The organism is Paenibacillus sp. J22FR83 (assembly GCF_059691955.1).
Genome location: NZ_JCAUAM010000008.1, coordinates 110,333 through 131,284, shown reverse-complemented (window position 1 = coordinate 131,284; position 20,952 = coordinate 110,333). Strand labels below are relative to the sequence as shown.

Genomic DNA, 20,952 nt, shown 5'->3' with positions numbered 1-20,952 from the left:
AAATGTATGAAAGAATGCGGAGCCATAGACCGTTTCACGGCTTGGGGGTCGGCCCCATGCTGCGAGCCCTTCTACTTTTTATCCACAGAACAAGGGGGTAGATGAAGAACAGACTCTCTACGAATAGGGCAAAGGTTGCCCAACTGCTATTAAAATACTCGGACAACTGTACGGGATTCTTCGCCAATATAAGTGACATCGAGACGACTAAGGCCGCTAGAGGGAATGTAATGCTTTTGTACGTACTTAGCGAAAGAGCTTGCGAGCAAAGCAGCGTCCCTATTGTAAAAATAATACTTAGCTTAATGAAATAGCCCGTGAACCAGATCGAGACAATAAGTGCATCTGTGTTGCGTAGGAAGTCGCCCAAATGCAGAAATCCTGTAAGCTCTAATGCTGGATATATTAACGCAGCCCCGAGCTTAGGCCCAAAGAAAAACATCATTAGCAGAAATTCTACGAGAAGTATGTAAGTACCCGCCAAGGACCCTATCCATATAATTTTGCTAGTTTTTGGATTGACTTTAAGCTCTGGGACGAGATAGGAGAACATGATTAATTCGCCATACCACGGAATAATTTCATACATTTGAGTCCACAATGCCTTCCAATCATGAATCCGAGTAAACTCATACCACATGGGTGTATCCATCGAGGTAAGAAAGAATAAGGGTTTGAACAAGAACAACACACCAATAAATAAAAAGCACCCTTGTGCAAATCTGAAAACGGTTGAAACGCCGGATTGTGTCAAAGATGCAACCGCGGCCATTACCAAAGCAGCAATAGCGGCAGGAGGTGTTTCACGTAAATAAGTCGGTATGAAGAAATCAGTAAACTCGCGTAAAATATAAGAGGCTAGGTGTAAGAAAAAGAAGGATATCAGAAACAGAATGCCTTTATGAAGGTATTTGTTTATGATGGTACCGCCATATTCACCAAGGTAGTTCGAGGGTTGGCGCAGAGCGAACCGGAGGCTGAACGTTGCTAGCGCCGTGCCTAAGATCGCACCAAGTACGATGCACCATCCGCCATCAAAGGCAACAGCACCTGCAAGAGGACTGATGAGAAAGGCAATCGTCGTCGAAAATACGAACACAAAGGTCATAGCCCCCAATTGCAGCCCTGTCACTGTTCCTTGATGCTTCACCTTGCCGCCTCCCTGCATACTTATCCTTGCGTAATGAAGCTTTGAATCGGCTCAAATAACAACCGTATCGCGTGACTGGGATTGACCCACTCCGGCCAGAAAATACTGATGGTGCTATAAACAAGCACGAAACCAGTCACTGACAGAGCGAGTCTCCTTTCTTTCGGACTTGTAGATTGACGTCGAAGCCATGAGATTTGATAGATCAGGATACAGCCAATACCTAAGGTTAGATACAGCAAGGATTGCAATCTCCTTCCGATTTCAAAGTTTCGCCGAACGGCTGACCCCCGTGCTTCGTAAGATCACATGAATCTGAAATTCAGAATCTGTATGTGTAAACATCATCTTGTGAGGATCTTCTGCCCATTGCTGCCACAGTGCAGGGTATTTGTATTTTACTAATTCGCTCCATTGAAAAACATCGGCTTGATGGTCGTGCGCTTTCACCGCAGCATCTTGAACCATTTGTTTAATACGATCGCTCACAGCCCTCTCCACGATGGCAATATTCGCTGGATCGCTCAAATTCATATTGGATTCAATCGAAATGAGATCTGCTTTGGCCTGAATAGTTACCTGAAAAGTGACCTTGTTTCCATTGCGAATCGCTCGCGTCCTATGTTTCACATCAATGAGCCTAGCGCTGAAAACATCCTTATTGGGAAGCTTTCCCGTAATGATCATCTCAGGAATCCGGTTCTTCAGCATTAAAATGCCCATTGCTTCTTCATTCGTAAATTTACCTGTAACGGCGCCATCCTTCATAACAGCTGCGCCTCCAACCCCCGACCACTTCACCGTCTTGGCTTCTGTCAGCAGCTTCAGATCACGTAAAGTTAACTCCGGAATGTAGGAATCCCCCAAGTTATTCCATTGGGCATATAATAAGTCTCGGATTTGAATTGGAGGGACTCGCTTTGTATGAGCTGTTTCGCGCCAAATTTCTGTGGGGAACCGTTCAAACACGGATTCTAACTTCGCTAAATTTCTGGCGATGCCATTGAAATAAAACACATAGATCGGCAATCTGAAATCTGTTGCACGAATCAAATGATCAAATAGGGGTGTCAACCCCGCACGTGCGAAACGATCCCCAATTACGATGACTTGCATCTGTCCCCATGTGACCGATCTGGGCAACTCCGCCTGAATATGCTGAAGAGCTTCGGCAACATCCGAGCCTTTGCCTGAAACTGATACGAACGGCTTTTGATTCACACTGTTCGAATTGAGTCCATTCGATATGCGATTCGGCAACATGAACAGCGTAGAAACTTCCGTCTGCCCATCTTCATTCAAGTCAACCAGCATGGTCGAAACGAAGGTTCGGTCGTTCAGCTCTTGTTTGGACCAGCAGCCTGTTAATCCTGCCGGGATAACCGTGATGAGCACCAGCATGACAACAATACGCTTTATTCGCGGCAACATGTGTCCCCTCCCTGACGGATCAAGGTCGTTTCTTGCCAATCCAATTCGTCCAAGGAAATCGGCCAGCGGCGTCCCTCATCTGCTCAGACTTAAAAGGAATGAACGGAGAAAGATAAGGCGTGCCATAAGACTCCAAGGATAACAAATGAATATAAATGAAAAAGACCCCAATCAATAGTCCAAGAAGTCCAAATATCGCTGAGATAATCAATAGCGCAAACCGCAGGAAGCGAATTGTCAAAGTAAGTGAGAAATGAGGCACAACAAAGGAAGATATCCCCGTGAGAGCAACAATGATGACCATAGGCGCGCTCACGATGCCAGCTTGAACTGCCGCCTCGCCAATGACAATCGCTCCGACGATCGAGATCGTCTGCCCCATTGTGGTTGGGATGCGCTGACCCGCTTCTCGCATGACTTCGAAAGTAATCTCCATAATGAAGGCTTCCAAAATCGCTGGAAACGGAACAATATCTCTACTCGCAGCTAATGAAATGAGCATATTGTAAGGGAGCATTTCTGGATGATACGTCGTGATGGCAACATAAGCAGATGGCAGAATAAGACTCACAAAGAAAAAGACATAGCGAAGAATACGGATCCAACTGCTGTAGAAATAGCGCTGATAATAGTCCTCTGCCGACTGCAGAAACGACAATAATGTCGCAGGAGCAACCAAATTATTCGGTGTTCCATCTGTCAATACGGCTAACCGTCCTTCAAACAGCGAGGAAACAACCACATCAGGTCTTTCTGTATTCAGCATTTTCGGAAACGGAGAACTAAGACGTTCATCCAATAACTCTTCCACAAAGGAGCTGCCAGGAACACGATCGGTGTTAATTGCCCGAAGCTTTGTTGTAAATTGCTGCACCATATCAGGAGCACAGCGATCTCTCATGTAGAGCAGAAGAACGATCGTCCGCGATTCACTTCCGATAATGAATTGCTCGACAACCAGATTTTCGCTTTTGATGCGCTGACGAATGAGTGACAAGTTCGTACTTACGTCTTCTACGAAGGACTCCTTGGGCCCACGAATCGTCTTCTCATTCTCAGAGACGTTCACTTCTCGCTTCGCTTTTTGCGGAAAAGGGAACAAGACGCCCGTCGTCTCACCGGAAATACATAATAAAACGTACCCGTTATACAAGCCTTCTAGCGCTTCCTCAGGCGTATGTGAAACATGATAAGTAGTCGAGAAAAACGTATAATTCTGAAATATGCTTTGGAGACGCTCGTCGCTACGTCCCGAATACGGCTGCAGTAACTTATGCAGAACATGCGTCTGCAGCATCTCCAAATCAATTGCATCCATCATATAGTAAATTGTGCAGATGAAGTCGTCTTGCTCCATCCTTTGCGAGACGATATCTAAGCGATCTTGCAGCTTCTCGCGGATCCATTGCGTCAATTCCATATATGCGGCTTCCTTTTTGGTAGTAGTTTCCTCCGTCAAGGATGTATTTATGCATCCTTAGACAAATCGTTGGAAAATACGACTTGGAGCCTCTTTATCTATTCTCTGTGGATAACTTTTCGCCAATTGGCGTCAATAATCCGTCCATGCTTGTCATGTTTTTCTTCTCCCAGTAGGCAAGCAAGCCATCGTCGCCTTGCTTCGCTGCCCAATTTTGCAGCGTATTCCGTTCCCCCTCATACGTGTAGAAAGGTACACTAAACCCGCAGGAGGACTTCACCTCATGAATATCAATAACCATGATTTGCCGCCCCCCTGGCAGTAACTCGAACTTCGGCGCCAACTGATCCCACTCGTCAGAGCCAGGCAGTACCACACGGCCTTTGCCATATAGTCTGATAATCTGCGGTGGCCCTTCGATTGCCATGAACATGACAGTAATGCGGCCATTCTCCGCTAGATGTGCGCTGGTTTCATTCCCACTCCCGGTTAAATCCAGATAGGCTACTTGATTGGCCGATAGAATCCGCAGCACATCGTGCCCCTTTGGCGAAATATTCACATGTCCTTCCGCATTTAGCGGAGCTGATCCTACGAAAAAGATGTGTTGCTTAGCGATGAACGCCTCGTGTTCCGGCAGCAGTGCCTCGAATGATTTCCCCATTTTGCACTCACTCACTTTCCATTTTCTTCTATTATGTGCTCTGTTATTCTATTTGTGAAATACATAAATCATACATAATCTATAGGTAAAACCTATAGGGGGAAGTTGTACTATCCATCGAACACTTCTCTCAACAACAATTACATATTAATGGAATTACAGGAGAAAATAAGGGGGACTGATGATGAGGGAGGGAGCACGTGTGAAACAACATCCGTCGATCGAAACAGCAGATGCCTATTTCAAACAAATCTTCTCTGAACAAAGCGACTTTCAGTCGAAAGAATGGCTCATCGAAGGAACGTTGATTCAACTGTTTTATTTCGAATCGCTTATCGATATGCCCCTCGTGCAAGATTTCATTCTACAGCCGCTGCTTCTCCGCCCTCATGATGGTATTCGCGAATCCGTGTCGATTCTCGACTATGCTGAAACAGAACATTTTGGGGAAGCCGTTCAAGCCCTATTGTACGGTAAAGTTGTCCTCTATCGAGGCGGAGACAGTAAGCTGTACCTGCTCGGAGCCGATTTGAAGAAGGAACGTTCCATTAATATCCCGATCAATGAACGCGTGCTACGGGGTGCGAACGAAGCTTTCATCGAGAATTTAGATACCAACATTAACCTGATGCGTAAATTAATTAATTCGACAGAATTCGTTGTAAAAACCTACACGATTGGGCGGCTTTCACGGACGAAGATCGCCGTCATGTACATCAAGTCGGTTGCCTCAACAGCAATCTTCGAGGAGATCGAGAGAAGGCTTGCGAGCATTGAGATTGACTATGTCGAGGCGCCGGGATTTATCGACGAATTGATTCGAGATAAGAAATTCAGTCTATTTCCACAACTACTCATTACGGAACGGCCTGATCGCGCGCGCTCTTATCTAATGGAGGGAAAGGTTGTCATCGGAACCGCAGGGTCACCAGATGCCATCATTATGCCTGTAACGTTCTGGTCTTTCCTGCAAAGTCCTGATGATTATCAAGTAGGTTGGCTGATAGGTACATTCTTTCGCCTATTGCGCATATGCTGCCTGTTCATTACGATTGGCTTGCCCGCCTTGTATGTGGCTGTCAGCGCCTTCAACCCACAACTGTTGCCAATTAATTTCGTGAATACACTCCAGAGTTCTCTGAAATACGTCACGTTTCCGCCCGTACTCGAAGCACTTTCCATGATGTTCATGCTTGAGATATTAAGAGAAGCAACCGTTCGGCTAGCGAGTCCCGTCGGCCAAACCATTGGCGTCGTAGGTGGTATCGTCATCGGTACGGTTGTCGTGCAAGCCAACTTGGTTTCCAATACGATCGTTATCGTTACTGCCCTAACAGGCTTGGCCTCTTTCGTCCTGCCCTCTTACGAGATGAGTAGTGCAGTTCGCTTGTTGAGCTATCCTGCGCTCCTTCTTTCCGCGCTGTTCGGCTTGTTCGGCCTTGCGTTCTTCTTCATGATGCTTTGCATACATTTATGCCAAATGACAACCATGGGACTCCCTTACTTTACACCGCCGTTCTCCTTGCATGATACGAAGGATACGCTGTTTCGGGTCCCTATTTGGAGATTACTTAAACGCCCCCTAGGAGCGATTTCGAGCAATCGCACAAGGTTAAGGAATCCAAGGAGTTGGAAACGCCCATGAAGGAAGAAACCATCACAAGAAGACAGCTGATCTCGCTGGTTATTATGGTTCAGCTCGGGATTGAAGTATTGTCCCTGCCGCATGTCGAAGCCCGTTCTGCAGGCCATGATACATGGCTGGCTGTCTTGCTAGCTGCACTAGCTTCGCAAGCAGGCATCACACTGATTTGGTGGCTTGGCAGTCGCTACCCTAAGCTTAACTTCTACGCCTATATCCCACTTATTGTAGGGAAACCAATTGGAACCAGCATTAATTTGTTGCTTGGATGCTATTACACCTTTTCTGGACTATTGTTAACACTACTGTATAGTGACATCTTAAAAAGATGGCTCTTTCAACTCACGCCAAGATGGATTCTTATTCTTATGCTCCTCCTCGTGTGCGGTTATGCAGCTACGTCAACACTCCGACAGCTTGCTAATATATCACAAACGTTCATGGTCTTCGCTTATATCAGCTTTTTGCTCATCGTATTTAGCGGAATCTACGGTCTTGATGCGAGAAATTTGTTACCTGTTCTACCCAATGGTTGGTACCCGCTTCTGAAAGGTGCCTATTCTGCCTTCAGTTCTTATGTTGGTTATGAGCTGCTTCTTTATGCTTACCCCTATGTACAGTCTGAAAGTAAAAAAAAGGTGCTGCTGTCGATGACACTAGCGAATGCTGCTACTGCCGTATTTTATATTGCCGTCTGCCTGATCTGTTCCATGAAGTTCAACTTAAAACAATTGGAGGTTATTCCTGAACCCATCATTTTTATTTTAAAAAATTATCGTATTGATATCTTACAAAGCATTGACATCTTGTTCTTGATTTTCTATGTATGCATAGTATCGGCAACGATTTATACCTATTTCTTTATGGCTGCCAAAGCATTCCTGCACCTACGCAGCCGTGGTATGGGTAAACAGGTTATTTGGATATGGACAATTGTCGCGCTCTGTCTGCTTGGAGGTTTCTTCTTAACGAAGCGTAACGACATTCTGCAGATCGGTACGATACAGGATATTATGTCGATTGCGTTGGTGGTTGCTCTGCCAGTCGTTCTGCTCATCATTTCTGGGCTGCGTGGCACGAGGAGGAATGAAACATGAAGAAATCGGTAGCGGCACTTGTCATCTGCTTACTGCTGACAGGTTGTTGGGATCAGTCGCAACTGAAAAAACTGCTCTTCGTCGATGTCATCGGTGTAGATTACACAGGTGACAGCAAGGAGCTCCAGGTCAGCTGTGTCATTTCCTCTCTTCAGAATGCTAATCTAGGGGGAGGCAATCCCAACAACGTATTCGTGGAGTCGACAGGTGATACCATTTATGATGCTGTGAATAAAACAAATAAAGAATTTCCTGGCATTCTTACTGTGCTAGAAACCCGGTTATTTCTGATAAGCACCGCATTCGCCAAAGATCAGCCGTTGAACTACCTCAATATTACCAGCCAATTCATAGCCAATCCTTTGTACGGCTATCTAGCTGTGTATGACGGCGATCTGACTAAGCTGCTGCGTAAGAAAAAAATAAATGATCAAACCTTATCGGAATTCCTCATAGGATTATTGGAAAATGATAAGAAGAGGGGAAAAATCCCCCTGGATAAAATAGTTCAATATATCCTCGGAGGAGCTGGATTTCTTAACGACTTTGCACTCAATCGGTTGGAGCCTTTCGAGAACGGTGTTCGTCTCGCAGGTACCGCTTTATTTCGAGACGGGAGGTATACGGGCGTCAATCTCGATGATGATAATACCCTCTTAGCCATACTGCTGGACGGTACATCAGGTAAAAATCAACTCATCACAGGTAATGTGAATGGCAAGCACTACACTGCGCTAGTACAGAACGCCCATCGAGATTTCCATATTAACGCTAAGGATGGCCGTCTTCATGACATTGCAATTTCGTTAGATTTAGATCTTAAACTCATTGAAGCTGGATTGGGGAGCCAAAGACATACGAAAGACATGCTCACCGAGCTCGAAGAGCAAATTACAACTGATCTTATACCAAAGGCAACTAACGTAATTGCAACCCTGCAGAAGGCGAATTGCGATTATCTCCAGCTTGGACACGAGGTGTCCGCCTATCATCCCAAGCTGTTTGGCGGTATCGACTGGTGGCGCGAGCTCTATCCGACCCTCCCCATTCAACCACAAGTGAAGGTTACGATTCTGAATACAGGTATTCTAGAATAACGTCAGGAAAAAAACTTGCATTCCCTTTGCATATTTTTCCACTATTCGAAGAATACTTAGTTGGTTGAATCTTAGCTTATGTTTACCACGCCGGATTTCTGGCGAAAACGCGAAGGAGGTGATTGTACCATGTCAACAACTAACAGTAATGACGACGTAGTAAGTCATGCAATTAATGCGGCTCAGGCAAATGCTGAAGATAGCCAATCCCAACAACAGGTAGAGGAATTGTCTGCTGCGCTGCAAAGTGCAACATCCGATGCTAGTGATGAGGAAAACACCTCACAGGAATAATTCGGTTCAGTTCCGTATCAAATAAAGAGCTTTCCCTCACGCTAATCGCGATGCAGGGGAAGCTCTTTTTCTTTGACAATGGCACAAATTGGTCTCATTCATTGAACCAAACGCCCATCTTTGGAATATGGTGTAGCAAAAACGTAGGGATGATGAAACATGAGAGACATGGACCAGGACTTAGAATTGGAACACCAACCCGTTAGTATACAAACCTATAAAGTGCTAAAGAGCAAATTAAACCTGTTGTATCCCGCTGTGATTCATTTGAATTCGCCTAAGGTGCAGCATACCATTAACACGACGATTGTCGATGCCGTGAACCAGCAGTTACACGATCAAGGCTACCCACATAACCCATCAACTGATGTAACGGCCTACTACGAGATTAAAACAAATGAACGCCGCATACTTAGTTTATCTTTGATCAATTATGCTTTCTCTGGGGGCGCACATGGCAATACGATTCAGAAATCATTAACGTTCAGCACTGAAACGGGTAAAAGCTATACGCTCAGCGAATTATTTAAGCCTGGCAGCGATTATGTTGTCAGACTTAGCGCCATGATTGCTGACGAAATTAAGCGGCGTGAGATTCCTTTATTAGTCGAATTTACAAGTATCCGCCCTGATCAAGATTTCTATGTGGCAGATAAATCCCTTGTGATCTATTTCCAACTGTATGAGCTAGCCGCTTATGTGTATGGCTTCCTGTACTTCCCCATTTCGGTGTACGCGCTCCAGAATATCATCGCTGAAGACGGTCCGCTCGGGAAAATGATGTACTAAACCAGGCTAGACGCAGACGATAATTTGCCGACTGAAATTGCCCTTGTTCACGGTGCAGCGTGCGTCGATATGAAACCCGGCTTCCGATAGCAGCGGGTCGATCTGCTCAGTTGTAATAATGACCGCACGCCGCGCTAATCGGCGCGCGCTTTGCAGCATGTCCAGCTTCTCTGCCTCCGGCAGAACGGAGCACAGATTATACGGCATGTCCAGAATGAGCGCATCGTAGATCGGCTCTGGACTGCCTTGCAGGGCCGTAGGATGCGGAACGAGCGTCCGCATATCGGCGATCTGGACCACGTCCGGCATGCCGAAGTGGTCCAAATTCACCCGCGCGCCGCGCACCGCCAGCGGGTTGATGTCGTAACCCACGATGTCGATCCCCATCGACATCGCCTCCACCAGCACCGTGCCGATGCCGCAGCACGGGTCGATGACCCGCGTGCCCGCGACCTCGGGCACGGCAATGTTCACCACCGCCCGCGCGAGACGCGTACCAAGGGCGGTGGAGTAGTTTTGTGGCTTGGGCTGATGCCGAAGCCACACGGCTTCGCCGTAGCGACATTCGCCGAACAGCCAGCGGCTGTCCAGCTCCGTCACGGCGAAGTATTGCTCTGGCTTGCGCATCTCGGCCTTGCCGCGCAGCCTTTGCCCTAGTTCGCGCTCGACGCTTCGCTGGCGGTCATAGCTGACCGCCGTGTCCGTCTCCGCGAACACGACCTTGAACGTTGCGCCGCGCACGGTCAACATCTCCAGTTCAGAGGCCAGCTCCGTTAGGCTGTCGGCCTCGAAGGCAACATCCATCCTCAGCTTCAGGAATGGGCTGCGGCTCGGCTCTACCTTGTGCGCGCTGACCGCGTAGCGCTCGCCAATGACAGCCTCTGCGCCCAGCAATGTGCGCAGCTCTAATTGACACAACGCCTGTTCATCTTCATGACAGGCAAATACATACACATATTTCCCGCTTTGTTCTAGACTCTTAGGTTTCATGCTCTTTTCTTCTGCAAGTTCCATACTCTTATCTTCCACACTCATCTGCTCCAAACCCTCACTCTTCCCTCACACTAGGCAAATTCCTGAATAACCTGCTTCACGAACGTATCCATCGTTTTGCACAAAAACATATCCTTCCGATACACAATACCCACTTCCTTCTGCGGAATGGGATCAATAATGGGAATCGCGCACAACTTCTGCTCACGCATCTGATCGCCCATGCCCGCCACATAGGATTGAGGCAAAATCGCACCACACACATGATGCCTCGCCATTTGCAACAGGGATTCGAGTGTGGATAGTTCCACAATGGGCTTCCAAGCAAGACCGATCTGTGTGCAGCAATCATCCATCATTTGCCGAACATAGAACTTCTGCTGCAGCATCGCAATTGAAATCTCGGTCAACTCTGCCAATCTGATCTCTTTCACCTGCGTTTGGGCAAAACTATGCTTCGTCGACACCACGAGCTGGAGCTTCTCTTGGTACAACGGTACACACCGCAACTGCTCGTCCTCTTCCGGCAAAAAAACCACACCCACATCCAACTCATTGCTCAGCAGCTTTTCTTTCGTCTCCTCCGTCGCAAGCTCCATCACCGACAGCTCGATTTTGGGATATTTGGCATGAAACGTCATGATCGTCGCCGTCAGCAAATGATTCCCCGAACAGCCGATTCGCAATCGCCCTCGCTGCATCCCTTGGAGCTCATTCATCGCCGTCTGCGCTTGCTCCAGCTCATGAAAAATATTTCGGCTATGCTTGCGCAAAATCTCGCCCGCTTCCGTCACATAAATCTTTTTGCCGATACGCTGAAAAAGTGGGGAACCCACTCGATCCTCAAGTAACCGGATCTGTTGACTAAGTGTAGGCTGACTAATCCCCAGCCTTTCTGCTGCTTTGGTGAAGTGCAGCTCCTCGCACACCGCCAAAAAATACACCAATAACCGATAATCCACTAGAAACCCTCCGATCATAGCTATTAACTATGATAGTAATTGATAAATCGCAATTGATCAATGATTGCGGATTTTCTATAGTTAAGGGTAAAAGATTGTGAGAACCTCAACCTGAAAGGTGGCACACCTATATGTACGGAAGCATTCGCATTGAACCCAATTTGAATAGTAAGCCCCTGCCCAATTTAGACGAAAATTTAGGATTCGGAAAACTTTTTACCAATCATATGTTTATGATGGATTACGAAGAAGGCCAAGGCTGGCATGATCCGCGCATCATTCCTTACGGTCCGATCTCCCATGATCCCGCGGCAATGATTTTCCACTATGGGCAAGCGGTTTTCGAAGGTATGAAGGCATTTCGCACCGAGAATGATGAAGTCGTTTTATTTCGCCCCGATCAAAATGCGAAACGTTTGAACCGCTCTAGCGAACGACTCAGCATCCCGCAAATGGATGAAGAATTCGTTGTCCGTGCCATTCAGGAACTAGTTCGTGTTGATGCGGCTTGGGTGCCGAAGAAAAATGGCTCTTCCTTATACATTCGTCCTTTCATTATTGCAACGGAAGCGATTCTAGGTGTCCGTCCATCTATGCAGTATTCCTTTATCATCATTATGTCACCTGTTGATGCTTACTATGATGAAGGGCTACAGCCAATCAACATCCTTGTGGAAAGCTACTATGCTCGATCCGTGCAAGGTGGAACAGGCAATGCCAAAGTAGCCGGCAATTATGCAGCTAGCTTAAAGGCCCAAACACTTGCGAAAGAAAATAACTGCGCTCAAGTGTTATGGCTCGACGCAATTGAGAAGAAATATTTAGAAGAAGTCGGCAGTATGAATGTCTTTTTCAAAATTAACGGAGAAGTCGTCACGCCTAGCCTCAGCGGCAGCATTCTGGAAGGAATCACGCGTGGAAGCATCATCCACCTGCTGAAAGAATGGGGTATCACTGTTTCTGAGCGGAAAATTTCAATCGATGACATCGTTCAAGCTCATGCGGACGGGACGCTGGAAGAAGCTTTCGGCACCGGTACTGCTGCGGTTGTCTCACCAATCGGCAGCCTGCTGTGGAACGGTACACCGATGGTTGTAAACCATGGAGAGATCGGCCAGCTTGTGGAGCGACTGTATACAACGATTACAGGTATTCAAAGTGGTAAACTACCGGACACTTTCGGCTGGATGTTAAAAGTTTAAGTCTGGATCATCATCGTGAAATTTAACTAAATGCGCTATCTACCAACCGACGAATATGCCTTCGTCGGTTTTTTGGTATTCAGGCTGTATGTGCGCAGGTTGGGAAGCAGGTGAGGTGGAGTGAGTAAATTTGATCTGAGGGTCGGTAGGTGTAGGCTTGAATGCCTCCATCAACCGAACAGGCGAATAAGTTTAGATGGAAAAAGTACAGTTAAATCCGGAGAAAATGCCCATTTTAATGAAATAGATGGAAAATATGTAGTTAAATTCGCTCGTTTTTGGCGGAACTGGTGCATATGCGTGGAAATAACTACATATTTTCCATCTAATCTTACTTTTCACCTCTAATTCGTGAAAATAGCTGTAGATTTTCCAGTTAACCGAGGCAGCCAACCTCCTCGGCGTACCTTCTACTTCTCCTCGTCCTTCGCCTTTCCCTGCTCCTCCACCACGTGACCATCTATATCGATAATATCCTTGCTGCTCAACACATCGTCTCCAAGGAAGTCTCTCAGCTTGTTCTTCGCTTTCCGCCTGACCTCGTCATCAATGCTCTTCGATACGGCGGCTAGAGCAAAACCCAGCGCACTTAGATCATCCACGTAGCCCACAAGCGGCAGGATATCTGGCATGAGATCTAATGGCAAGATGAGATACCCGAGTGCACCGTAGATTTGAACCTTTGCGCGGAGCGGTGTTTTGGGGCTATCCAATGCGTAAAAAAGCAGCAAACCACTATAAATGACTTTACTGCCGGCTTTCTTAGCCCCTTTTTTCAACTTGGACCAGAAGCCATCAATTGAGAAGTACTTTTCATATTTGGACGCATTCATGTAGCGATCACTCCATTCATTGGCAATTACCCTCTATATACCACCATTCTACACCTATCTAACATAAGAAGTCTCGTTTTCACTATACAGGGGTCGTAGCAGACTTGATCATGACTTTGCCAATTACTTTATCAATTTCTTAGTCGCCCGATCGAACCATTTTCCCGCTCCGTTGTTATAGGCAGCTTGGCACGTAGTTCATTCTGATCGTTGTACGCTTGCAAGTCGAATGGCACACGGACGGAAGCAGGCAAAATCATATACCAAACGACATAACCTTCGTCTGTTTTTACTATTTCCGCCGCATATTCCCTCTCATCTGCTTCATTCTCCTTAACAACAATATGCGTAATTGACGTGTCACCTATTTCCCCGAATAGCAGGGAGTCACCTTTAGGCTTTTCCCAATGCATGGGCATCATCATATAAGACAAGGCAGAATCGGATGAAGCATCCATTTTATCCCCGCCAATCGAATACCCGCCGCCAGAAGTCCACTTCCACCCTAGCCATAATTTCTTTGCAATATCTACTTTCAAATCTGTCCCACTATGATTTGACCGCAGTTTGCTGAATTGCAGAACATCTCCGTGAACAGGCACGCGAAGAATGGTCTTATAAATTTGTTCAACCGAAGAACCCCGAAATTGTCGTATAGCCTCTTCAGATGTGTCTCCCAGCGGAATGCGTAAGATTTCTGTCACTCCCATCGCTTTGGAGATCCGCCAGTCCGCGATACCTCCCGGTTTTTCTATCACATAAATTGTGGAATAAGCTAGGAGCAACACCGCTAAGAATATCCCTGTCACCGAGATATATTTGGGCATTCGTCGAACTAGATTTAGCATGTGCATTCTACCTCCGTTCCATGATCATGGGCAGCTTAAACTGAACATATCACCACCCAATTTTACCATCTGTTGGAAGTTGCTGTCACGATTTTATCCTCTATATAGGCCTAAGCGGTCCCAACTAACTTTTACCCAAGTCCATCCAAACAAAGTCCTATACAACGCAAAATATATCCTGTATGGTGTTGAAATTAGCAACTTTACAGCATGAAATGAGGACATCCGATGATTGCAGCGCTACGTAAACTTACTTCCATTCGGCTCCCTTTCTGGGTCATGTTTATGAACACATTCAGTATGGCCGTTGGCTTCTATATGATGATTCCCCTGCTTGCTTCCTATTTATTAAACGACATCCTGCTGACCGTGACCATGGTTGGTATCATTTCCGCAATTCGCAGCTTTAGCCAGCAAGGTCTTTCCGTCCTGTGCGGTACGTTGGCTGACAAACTTGGTTATAAGCGCACGATTCTCATTGGTTTGCTCATTCGTACCTTCGGATTTGGCATGTTCGGCTTTGTCGACAGCATCCCGGGCTTTATCATCGCTTGTTTCTTCTCTGGATTAGGCGGATCCCTGTTCAACCCAGCCAGTTATGCGTATTATGCAGCACTATCGACTTCAAGCAATCGGATCACGATTTATGCCATTCGAGAAATGTTAAGCAATATGGGATTTGTCGTCGGTCCTGTCCTTGGCGCTTTACTGATGGGCTTTCATTTCAAATACGTTAGTATAGCCGCTGCCCTGATTTTCGCGTTTTCCTTTTTCTTTAGTCTCTTCTTCTTGCCGGCCATCCGTAGTGAACAATCACGCAAGGCCTATACAAGCATCTGGTCCCAGATGCACACGGTGTGGAACAATCGCCCTTTCCGGCGCTTCATGCTCTTCACGATGATCTCGTGGTCGCTGGTCACGCAGTTATATATTGCCGTTCCATTTCGCGTCCATCAGCTCGCTTCCGATGCGAATATCGGACTCATATACAGCTCTGGAGCCATCGTTATGGTCCTGCTGCAGGTGCCTTTATCCAAATTAGGGAACCGTAAGTTACAACCGTTTGGCGTGATGTCACTAGGTACTTTACTGCTCGCTGGGGGGTTATTTACATTAGGGATGATTGGATCCATGTGGGGGATTTATGCAGGGGTTATCCTCTTTATGATTGGGCAGGTCTTTCTACAGCCGATGATGAATACCATGGTTTCCGACTATGCCGGGGATGAGCAGATTGCCAGCTATTTCGGGTTTAACAGCTTTGCACTTTCCATCGGGGCGATTATCGGAAACGTAGGCGGCGGTTATTTGTATGATTTGGGCACTTACCTCGGCTGGCAAGGCCTACCTTGGGTGTGTTTCTTGGTGTTTGGGCTTATGAATATTCATTTTATGTTCAAAGAGCAAAGAACGACAGGCTCAGGAAACGCCATTCGCAGAACTGTCTGAAGCATCTGTCGTTACACTTGTACCGCCTGTTAGTCTTTCTCGTGTATCTGTTACTTGACCTTCTAGACGCTTCAGTAACGTTGCCCGCCAACTCACCGACAGCTTATCGACCTCAAGCAGCTGAAGGATACCTGCAAGTTGCTCTTTCTCCCCATGCATAATTCGATTGGCATAAGCCACGGTGATTGCTTTGGGATGCGCGAAAATCCGCTTCAACCCATCCGATTTGGCTACGAATCCTTCACGCAGAACGCGGAAATAGAAGCCGGTATACCCGGTTTCTTGCACTTTAAGCGGCATGTCTGGCCTATCGTATTTGACCGATAATTTGAAACAAGGCTGCCGTGGTTGGCTCACTTCGACGATCGCTTCCCCCAGCTCAAATATATCTCCGATACACACCTCTGCCTCCAAGCATCCTCGAATCGTCAAATTCTCCCCAAATGCGCCATAGGCTAACGCCTGCCCTAACTCTTGCTCCCAATACGCATAATGTTCAAAAGGGTATACACACACGGCCTTTTCCCGGCCACCGTGATGAACGAGATCCGCCTGTCCGTCCCCTTTGAAGTTCTCCCATGACAAAAATAAAGCGCCATCTATCGGTTGCTTATGAATCCCTGTGGCAATTTCTTTGTTTTTGTACGGAACGAATTGTGGCTTACCGATATTAATCGCTAGGATTTCGACAGATTTCATAGGAACTCACCTCCGAGAATAGTTATTATTTGTTATGATTCCGCTATAATGATAGTTAATACCTATCGTTTATGAGAAATGATACGAGAACAACGGAGGTCCCCCCACAATGGAGCTTAAACAATTAGAGTACTTTATGGCGGTATGCCGAGAACTTCATTTTACCCGTGCTGCTGAGAAGTTGGGAATTGCTCAACCCTCGTTGAGCCAGCAAATCCGGCTGCTCGAGCATGAAATCGGCACGCCTTTATTCGATCGTATTGGCAAGAAAACCGTCATTACCGAAGCTGGCCGCATCTTGCAGGCTCATGGCTTTCAGGTTTTCCATGAGCTATCTCAGGCGCGTGCCGCCATCAATGAGCTGCAGGGGCTCAAGCGTGGAACGTTACGAATCGGTGCACTGCTCACCGTTGTTAATTATCTGCTGCCACCTACGGTTATTTCGTTTCATGAACGCTATCCGCAGGTTGAATTGTCTGTGCTTGGGCTTCGAACGGGAGATATTTATGAGGGTCTCCTGCAAAACGAGTTAGATCTCGGCATCGTGTATTTGCCCATGCAGCATGACGATTTGGAAGCCATTCCGTTGTATACGGATGCCCTCGTACTTGCTGTCCCAACGGATCACCCGCTCGCGAAGGAGCCTAACGTGTCACTTGATATTTTGAAGGAAACGCCTTGTGTCCTATTGCCCAGCTCGTATTATCTCCGCCAATTCCTCAATGAACAGTGCCGTGCACTTGATTTCACCGTACAGCCTGTCATTGAAATGACGACGTTGGAATCCATTATTCAAATGGTCCGTAAAGGCGTCGGCGTGACCGTGCTGCCGAAGGCTTATCTCGCTGCTATCGACCACCCGCACATTCGCGCGATACCGATTCAACATCCCGAGCTCGCCATACAAATTGGTATCGTCTATCGCAGAAACAAATTCCAATGCGCAGCCAGCCGTGTCTTTATGGAGCAGCTAATTGCGGCTTGCGTGTAGTGAGAATCGCGAGGTGATCTCCTTCACCTGCTTGCGCACTTGATCCTGAACGGTTATCCGATTGGAGTTGCGTAGCGTTCGTGCGATAAGCTGAGCTATTTCTTGCATCTCCGCCGCTCCCATACCTCTCGTAGTGACCGCAGGCGTTCCCAGACGAATCCCACTCGTAATTAACGGACTTGTAGGGTCAAAAGGGATCGCATTCTTGTTCACGGTAATGCCCACCTCGTCCAGCAGATGCTGCGCGTCTTTCCCTGTCACCCCAATGCTGCGCAGATCTAGCAGCATCAGATGATTGTCCGTGCCGCCGGTCACCACATCGAGCCCTTCAGCCATTAGCGCTTCCGCCAAAGTACGGGCATTGAAGAGGACATCCGCCATGTACTGGCTGAACGCCGGACGACTCGCTTCACCGAAAGCGACAGCCTTAGCCGCAATCGTATGCATGAAGGGACCCCCTTGCGTAGCCGGGAAGACCGCTTTATCGATCGCTTGAGCCCAAGGCTTTCGGCATAGAATAACCCCGCCCCTTGGCCCGCGCAATGTTTTGTGCGTGGTCGTCGTGACGAAGTGCGCATGTGGCACCGGGTTAGGATGCAGTCCAGCAGCGACAATACCTGCGATATGGGCCATATCTACGAGCAATAGCGCCCCCACTTCTTCGGCGATCTGCGCGAAGGATTGGAAGTCAATCGTGCGCGGATACGCGCTGGCCCCTACCACAAGAATCCGTGGTTTGGATCTATGCGCAGCTTTGCGCACTTCATCATAGTCAATACGTAAAGTCTGTTCATTCACGCCGTAGGGCACGAACTTGTACCATTGTCCTGACGCATTGACCGAGCTGCCGTGCGTTAAGTGGCCGCCGTGTGCGAGATTCATCCCAAGAATCGTATCCCCGACCTTAGCCGCCGCAAAATAAACAGCCATATTCGCCTGAGCCCCAGAGTGAGGCTGAACATTGGCGTGCTCCGCGCCGAACAAGTCCTTCACTCTTTGTATCGCCATTTCTTCCACGGTATCCGCATGTTCACATCCGCCGTAATATCGCTTACCAGGGTAGCCCTCGGCATATTTGTTCGTAAAGACCGTCCCCATGGCTTCCAACACCGCACCACTGACGAAATTCTCGGATGCGATCAGCTCGATTTTATCGTGTTGCCGGTTTGCCTCTTGCTTAATCGCTGATGCAATTCTGGGGTCTTGAATAAGCAAATGTTCCATACCATGAACCTCCCTTGCGTAACATGCTTTCGCATGCTACTTCTTTTCGGGTTCAGTATAAGTCCGGAGTATTGATTCATCAATACAATAATTCATCTGATAACGATAGGTGTTTCCTATGATTTTAACAAAAAGCAGACTGCCCTAAATGCACGGAAATAACAATTCCCCACACGGAGCAGCCTGAACACGCCAATCTCAGATGGATTCCCAGCTCATTACCCTTCGAACGAAGCTACTACTTCCTCGATGTAGATAACCTGTTCACCGCTGTAATAGTTCGCAACATCATCCTTCAGTTCCTGAACTCTAGGATCACTGATGAACAACTCCATAGCTTCCTTCGTTTCAAAATACAAGCTGAAGATATACGAATACTGAGGAATCGTTCCATCTGCTGAGGACAGGACCTTCTTGACCTCATACTTGGCCGCCCCCATTTCAAGCACCGTCTTCTGCGATAGTATAGCAACATGGGTATTCAGATAATAAGCTTCATCGAAGGGGATATCTTGTTTGTAGTGAAACGTTAATACGAGCATGCAATCACCTCCTTATCGGGTATAAACTCATCATAAACGATGACATTAGTGGCAGTGTCAAATTACAAAATGCCTATTGCACTCTATATCACGCAGTGATATACTCATCTCATGATATATCACGACGTGATACAACGAGTTATGATACAACATACCTTGATGTACGAAGAAGGAGAATTTATGGATAGCGAAAAGCTCTACCGTCAGTATTTGCCGATGTCTGAAACGGCTTATTATATTTTGCTTTCTCTGACTGAAACACGGCATGGTTACGGCATTATCCAGTGGGCTTCGGAGCTCACGAAAGGACGCATTCATCTCGGTCCTGGAACGATTTATGGCAGCTTGTCCCGGATGGAGAAGGATCGATTGATTCAGGCTGTAGCCGAAGAAGATCGTCGTAAGCTGTACCGTATTACCCCATCTGGTAAGGAACTGCTTAAGCTGGAAATCGCCAGAATTACGGAGCTTTACGATAATGCGAAGAAAGTCGAGGGATCCCTATATGAATGAGACCAAAAAGGTGTTCAAGTGGTGGGACAGTTCACAATCCGAGATAATTACAGCATGGTTGGAGGATATGGAGGCGCAAGGCTGGCATCTTCAACGTGTCAATTGGAATGGCTTGCGTTTTCACTTTGAGAAAGGTGCTCCCCGCAAAATGAGTTATTGTGTCGATTACCAAATGAAGGTCGATGCTAATTACGCAGGTATATTCGAGGATACAGGTTGGGATCAAATTTACAGCGGAGCAGGCTGGTATATCTGGAGACAGACGTATCAACATACGAAGCCTGAGATTTTCACAGATATCGACTCCATGATCGAGCGAAATAAACGGCTCATCGGCGTGTTTACGGCGGTTACTGCCGCACAAATCCCTATTTTTATGATAAACCTAAAAAATACGATATTCTATCCCTTGCTGATTCTCTATGTGCCAGTTCTTGTCTTACTGGGGATAAGTCTATACCGTTTAGTCGCTGCTAATAAAAGACTGCAAGCCAAAAAGGACATTCTCTAATTCGCTAGCTCACTAGCCGAATGTCCTCTCTTACTCTTGGTGACCTATTAGCCCATAGCTCCATGCTCACGCAACAAGCCAATTATCGCAGTATGCCCCTGCTCTTTGGCCAGATCGATTGCATAGACGCCATCCTCTGACTTCGCATGCACATCCGCACCTTGGCCGATCAGAAGCTCAATGATCTGCGTGCTATCTTCATGGAAGGCGGCTGCATGCAGACTTGTATGCCCATTGCTATCCATGATCGTCGGATTCGCCCGGTGAGCAAGCAGCAGTTGAATAACCTCTATGCTCCGCTCGCCAGCAATCGCCGCGTGTAGGGCTGTATTCGAAGGAATATAGCTAACTTTGGAATGTGATAAAGCGTTTACATCGGCTCCATTTTCCAAAAGCAGCTTGACCACTTGGCTCTGGCCGAAATGTGCTGCAAATCCCAGAAGGGTAAGGCCGTCACTGTTCTCAGCATTGGCAAGCGAAAGATCCGTGTCCAGCAAATCCTTGACTCGGTTTACATCGCCTGTGCGTGCTGCTGTAAATACATCGTCAATCATGTAAGGGTGGCCTCCTCTAGCTTATTTGCTATTCATTTCGGCAAACT

General features: G+C 47.1%; 23 protein-coding genes. 10 read left to right on the top strand and 13 right to left on the bottom strand.

The genetic code is table 11. The features are described 5' to 3' along the window. Positions 1–34 precede the first annotated feature (34 nt). The 5 genes from AC58PV_RS16030 to AC58PV_RS16010 form a co-directional block, all read right to left on the bottom strand. Positions 35–1,150, bottom strand: a complete 1,116-nt coding sequence (locus AC58PV_RS16030) for a GerAB/ArcD/ProY family transporter (protein ID WP_497433224.1) — start codon at positions 1,148–1,150, stop codon at positions 35–37. A 20-nt stretch (positions 1,151–1,170) separates the two neighbouring features. Beyond that, a complete protein-coding gene (locus AC58PV_RS16025) occupies positions 1,171–1,392 on the bottom strand; it encodes a hypothetical protein (RefSeq protein WP_497433223.1) in 222 nt (73 codons plus the stop codon). A gap of 22 nt (positions 1,393–1,414) precedes the next feature. Continuing rightward, complete coding sequence (locus AC58PV_RS16020; protein WP_497433222.1) at positions 1,415–2,581, bottom strand: Ger(x)C family spore germination protein; 1,167 nt, start codon at positions 2,579–2,581, stop codon at positions 1,415–1,417. Between the two features lie 19 nt (positions 2,582–2,600). Next, positions 2,601–4,001, bottom strand: a complete 1,401-nt coding sequence (locus tag AC58PV_RS16015; protein WP_497433221.1) for a spore germination protein — start codon at positions 3,999–4,001, stop codon at positions 2,601–2,603. Positions 4,002–4,095: 94 nt separating this feature from the next. Next, positions 4,096–4,665 (bottom strand): pyridoxamine 5'-phosphate oxidase family protein, encoded by a 570-nt coding sequence (locus AC58PV_RS16010; RefSeq protein ID WP_497433394.1) that lies wholly within the window; start codon positions 4,663–4,665, stop codon positions 4,096–4,098. 202 nt (positions 4,666–4,867) lie between these two features. On the opposite strand from AC58PV_RS16010, the gene AC58PV_RS16005 reads away from it, so the two are divergent. From AC58PV_RS16005 to AC58PV_RS15985, 5 genes are all read left to right on the top strand, one after another. Further along, entirely contained in the window at positions 4,868–6,310 is a 1,443-nt protein-coding gene (locus AC58PV_RS16005) for a spore germination protein (RefSeq protein ID WP_497433220.1), read from the top strand. Further along, a complete protein-coding gene (locus tag AC58PV_RS16000) occupies positions 6,307–7,404 on the top strand; it encodes a GerAB/ArcD/ProY family transporter (protein ID WP_497433219.1) in 1,098 nt (365 codons plus the stop codon). Before AC58PV_RS16005 ends, AC58PV_RS16000 begins: the two co-directional genes overlap by 4 nt. Further along, on the top strand, positions 7,401–8,501 hold the full coding sequence (locus tag AC58PV_RS15995) for a Ger(x)C family spore germination protein (protein WP_497433218.1): 1,101 nt from the start codon (positions 7,401–7,403) through the stop codon (positions 8,499–8,501). The genes AC58PV_RS16000 and AC58PV_RS15995 overlap by 4 nt, the downstream gene beginning before the upstream one ends. A 129-nt stretch (positions 8,502–8,630) precedes the next feature. Continuing rightward, the gene (locus AC58PV_RS15990) at positions 8,631–8,795 is read left to right on the top strand and encodes a hypothetical protein (RefSeq protein WP_157264846.1); all 165 of its coding nucleotides are present in this window, start codon (positions 8,631–8,633) and stop codon (positions 8,793–8,795) included. A 159-nt stretch (positions 8,796–8,954) separates the two neighbouring features. Beyond that, complete coding sequence (locus AC58PV_RS15985; RefSeq protein WP_497433217.1) at positions 8,955–9,584, top strand: DUF3298 and DUF4163 domain-containing protein; 630 nt, start codon at positions 8,955–8,957, stop codon at positions 9,582–9,584. Between the two features lie 6 nt (positions 9,585–9,590). Here AC58PV_RS15985 and AC58PV_RS15980 read toward each other — a convergent pair whose 3' ends face one another. Then, positions 9,591–10,598 (bottom strand): TRM11 family SAM-dependent methyltransferase, encoded by a 1,008-nt coding sequence (locus AC58PV_RS15980; protein WP_497433216.1) that lies wholly within the window; start codon positions 10,596–10,598, stop codon positions 9,591–9,593. Between the two features lie 50 nt (positions 10,599–10,648). Next, the gene (locus tag AC58PV_RS15975; protein WP_497433215.1) at positions 10,649–11,539 is read right to left on the bottom strand and encodes a LysR family transcriptional regulator; all 891 of its coding nucleotides are present in this window, start codon (positions 11,537–11,539) and stop codon (positions 10,649–10,651) included. Between the two features lie 131 nt (positions 11,540–11,670). On the opposite strand from AC58PV_RS15975, the gene AC58PV_RS15970 reads away from it, so the two are divergent. Further along, positions 11,671–12,741, top strand: coding sequence for a branched-chain amino acid aminotransferase (locus AC58PV_RS15970; RefSeq protein WP_497433214.1), 1,071 nt, complete (start codon positions 11,671–11,673; stop codon positions 12,739–12,741). Between the two features lie 410 nt (positions 12,742–13,151). Here the strand turns inward: AC58PV_RS15970 and AC58PV_RS15965 are convergent, their stop codons facing one another. Further along, entirely contained in the window at positions 13,152–13,574 is a 423-nt protein-coding gene (locus tag AC58PV_RS15965; RefSeq protein WP_497433213.1) for a YkvA family protein, read from the bottom strand. A gap of 131 nt (positions 13,575–13,705) precedes the next feature. Beyond that, complete coding sequence (locus tag AC58PV_RS15960; RefSeq protein ID WP_497433212.1) at positions 13,706–14,422, bottom strand: hypothetical protein; 717 nt, start codon at positions 14,420–14,422, stop codon at positions 13,706–13,708. A gap of 228 nt (positions 14,423–14,650) precedes the next feature. Here AC58PV_RS15960 and AC58PV_RS15955 point away from each other — a divergent pair, with 228 nt between their 5' ends. Further along, positions 14,651–15,871: an MFS transporter gene (locus tag AC58PV_RS15955; protein ID WP_497433211.1), complete on the top strand. Its 1,221-nt coding sequence runs from the start codon at positions 14,651–14,653 to the stop codon at positions 15,869–15,871. Here the strand turns inward: AC58PV_RS15955 and AC58PV_RS15950 are convergent. Beyond that, positions 15,842–16,570: an MOSC domain-containing protein gene (locus AC58PV_RS15950; RefSeq protein WP_497433210.1), complete on the bottom strand. Its 729-nt coding sequence runs from the start codon at positions 16,568–16,570 to the stop codon at positions 15,842–15,844. The two genes, AC58PV_RS15955 and AC58PV_RS15950, sit on opposite strands and share 30 nt — an antisense overlap. Positions 16,571–16,679: 109 nt before the next feature. Here AC58PV_RS15950 and AC58PV_RS15945 point away from each other — a divergent pair, with 109 nt between their 5' ends. Beyond that, entirely contained in the window at positions 16,680–17,561 is an 882-nt protein-coding gene (locus tag AC58PV_RS15945; RefSeq protein ID WP_497433209.1) for a LysR family transcriptional regulator, read from the top strand. On the opposite strand, the gene glyA is transcribed toward AC58PV_RS15945, so the two are convergent. Together glyA and AC58PV_RS15935 are read right to left on the bottom strand one after the other, a co-directional pair. Continuing rightward, positions 17,541–18,785 (bottom strand): serine hydroxymethyltransferase, encoded by a 1,245-nt coding sequence (gene glyA / locus AC58PV_RS15940; RefSeq protein WP_497433208.1) that lies wholly within the window; start codon positions 18,783–18,785, stop codon positions 17,541–17,543. The genes AC58PV_RS15945 and glyA overlap by 21 nt on opposite strands. Positions 18,786–19,003: 218 nt before the next feature. Continuing rightward, a complete protein-coding gene (locus tag AC58PV_RS15935) occupies positions 19,004–19,327 on the bottom strand; it encodes an EthD family reductase (RefSeq protein ID WP_497433207.1) in 324 nt (107 codons plus the stop codon). A gap of 180 nt (positions 19,328–19,507) precedes the next feature. Between AC58PV_RS15935 and AC58PV_RS15930 the strand changes: the two genes are divergently transcribed. After that, the gene (locus AC58PV_RS15930) at positions 19,508–19,840 is read left to right on the top strand and encodes a PadR family transcriptional regulator (protein ID WP_497433206.1); all 333 of its coding nucleotides are present in this window, start codon (positions 19,508–19,510) and stop codon (positions 19,838–19,840) included. Then, positions 19,833–20,351 carry a DUF2812 domain-containing protein gene (locus AC58PV_RS15925; protein ID WP_497433205.1) on the top strand — a complete coding sequence of 173 codons (519 nt, stop codon included), beginning with the start codon at positions 19,833–19,835 and terminating at the stop codon, positions 20,349–20,351. Before AC58PV_RS15930 ends, AC58PV_RS15925 begins: the two co-directional genes overlap by 8 nt. Before the next feature lie 47 nt (positions 20,352–20,398). Here AC58PV_RS15925 and AC58PV_RS15920 read toward each other — a convergent pair whose 3' ends face one another. Beyond that, the gene (locus AC58PV_RS15920) at positions 20,399–20,905 is read right to left on the bottom strand and encodes an ankyrin repeat domain-containing protein (RefSeq protein WP_497433204.1); all 507 of its coding nucleotides are present in this window, start codon (positions 20,903–20,905) and stop codon (positions 20,399–20,401) included. Positions 20,906–20,952: the final 47 nt, after the last annotated feature.

Excerpts from the sequence above, each read along its gene's own strand:
- AC58PV_RS16020 (WP_497433222.1), bottom strand. The coding sequence starts at position 2,581 with ATGTTGCCGCGAATAAAGCGTATTGTTGTCATGCTGGTGCTCATCACG.
- AC58PV_RS16015 (WP_497433221.1), bottom strand. The coding sequence starts at position 4,001 with ATGGAATTGACGCAATGGATCCGCGAGAAGCTGCAAGATCGCTTAGAT.
- AC58PV_RS16010 (WP_497433394.1), bottom strand. The coding sequence starts at position 4,665 with ATGGGGAAATCATTCGAGGCACTGCTGCCGGAACACGAGGCGTTCATC.
- AC58PV_RS16000 (WP_497433219.1), top strand. The coding sequence starts at position 6,307 with ATGAAGGAAGAAACCATCACAAGAAGACAGCTGATCTCGCTGGTTATT.
- AC58PV_RS15995 (WP_497433218.1), top strand. The coding sequence starts at position 7,401 with ATGAAGAAATCGGTAGCGGCACTTGTCATCTGCTTACTGCTGACAGGT.
- AC58PV_RS15990 (WP_157264846.1), top strand. The coding sequence starts at position 8,631 with ATGTCAACAACTAACAGTAATGACGACGTAGTAAGTCATGCAATTAAT.
- AC58PV_RS15985 (WP_497433217.1), top strand. The coding sequence starts at position 8,955 with ATGAGAGACATGGACCAGGACTTAGAATTGGAACACCAACCCGTTAGT.
- AC58PV_RS15980 (WP_497433216.1), bottom strand. The coding sequence starts at position 10,598 with ATGGAACTTGCAGAAGAAAAGAGCATGAAACCTAAGAGTCTAGAACAA.
- AC58PV_RS15970 (WP_497433214.1), top strand. The coding sequence starts at position 11,671 with ATGTACGGAAGCATTCGCATTGAACCCAATTTGAATAGTAAGCCCCTG.
- AC58PV_RS15965 (WP_497433213.1), bottom strand. The coding sequence starts at position 13,574 with ATGAATGCGTCCAAATATGAAAAGTACTTCTCAATTGATGGCTTCTGG.
- AC58PV_RS15960 (WP_497433212.1), bottom strand. The coding sequence starts at position 14,422 with ATGCTAAATCTAGTTCGACGAATGCCCAAATATATCTCGGTGACAGGG.
- AC58PV_RS15955 (WP_497433211.1), top strand. The coding sequence starts at position 14,651 with ATGATTGCAGCGCTACGTAAACTTACTTCCATTCGGCTCCCTTTCTGG.
- AC58PV_RS15950 (WP_497433210.1), bottom strand. The coding sequence starts at position 16,570 with ATGAAATCTGTCGAAATCCTAGCGATTAATATCGGTAAGCCACAATTC.
- AC58PV_RS15945 (WP_497433209.1), top strand. The coding sequence starts at position 16,680 with ATGGAGCTTAAACAATTAGAGTACTTTATGGCGGTATGCCGAGAACTT.
- glyA (WP_497433208.1), bottom strand. The coding sequence starts at position 18,785 with ATGGAACATTTGCTTATTCAAGACCCCAGAATTGCATCAGCGATTAAG.
- AC58PV_RS15935 (WP_497433207.1), bottom strand. The coding sequence starts at position 19,327 with ATGCTCGTATTAACGTTTCACTACAAACAAGATATCCCCTTCGATGAA.
- AC58PV_RS15930 (WP_497433206.1), top strand. The coding sequence starts at position 19,508 with ATGGATAGCGAAAAGCTCTACCGTCAGTATTTGCCGATGTCTGAAACG.
- AC58PV_RS15925 (WP_497433205.1), top strand. The coding sequence starts at position 19,833 with ATGAATGAGACCAAAAAGGTGTTCAAGTGGTGGGACAGTTCACAATCC.
- AC58PV_RS15920 (WP_497433204.1), bottom strand. The coding sequence starts at position 20,905 with ATGATTGACGATGTATTTACAGCAGCACGCACAGGCGATGTAAACCGA.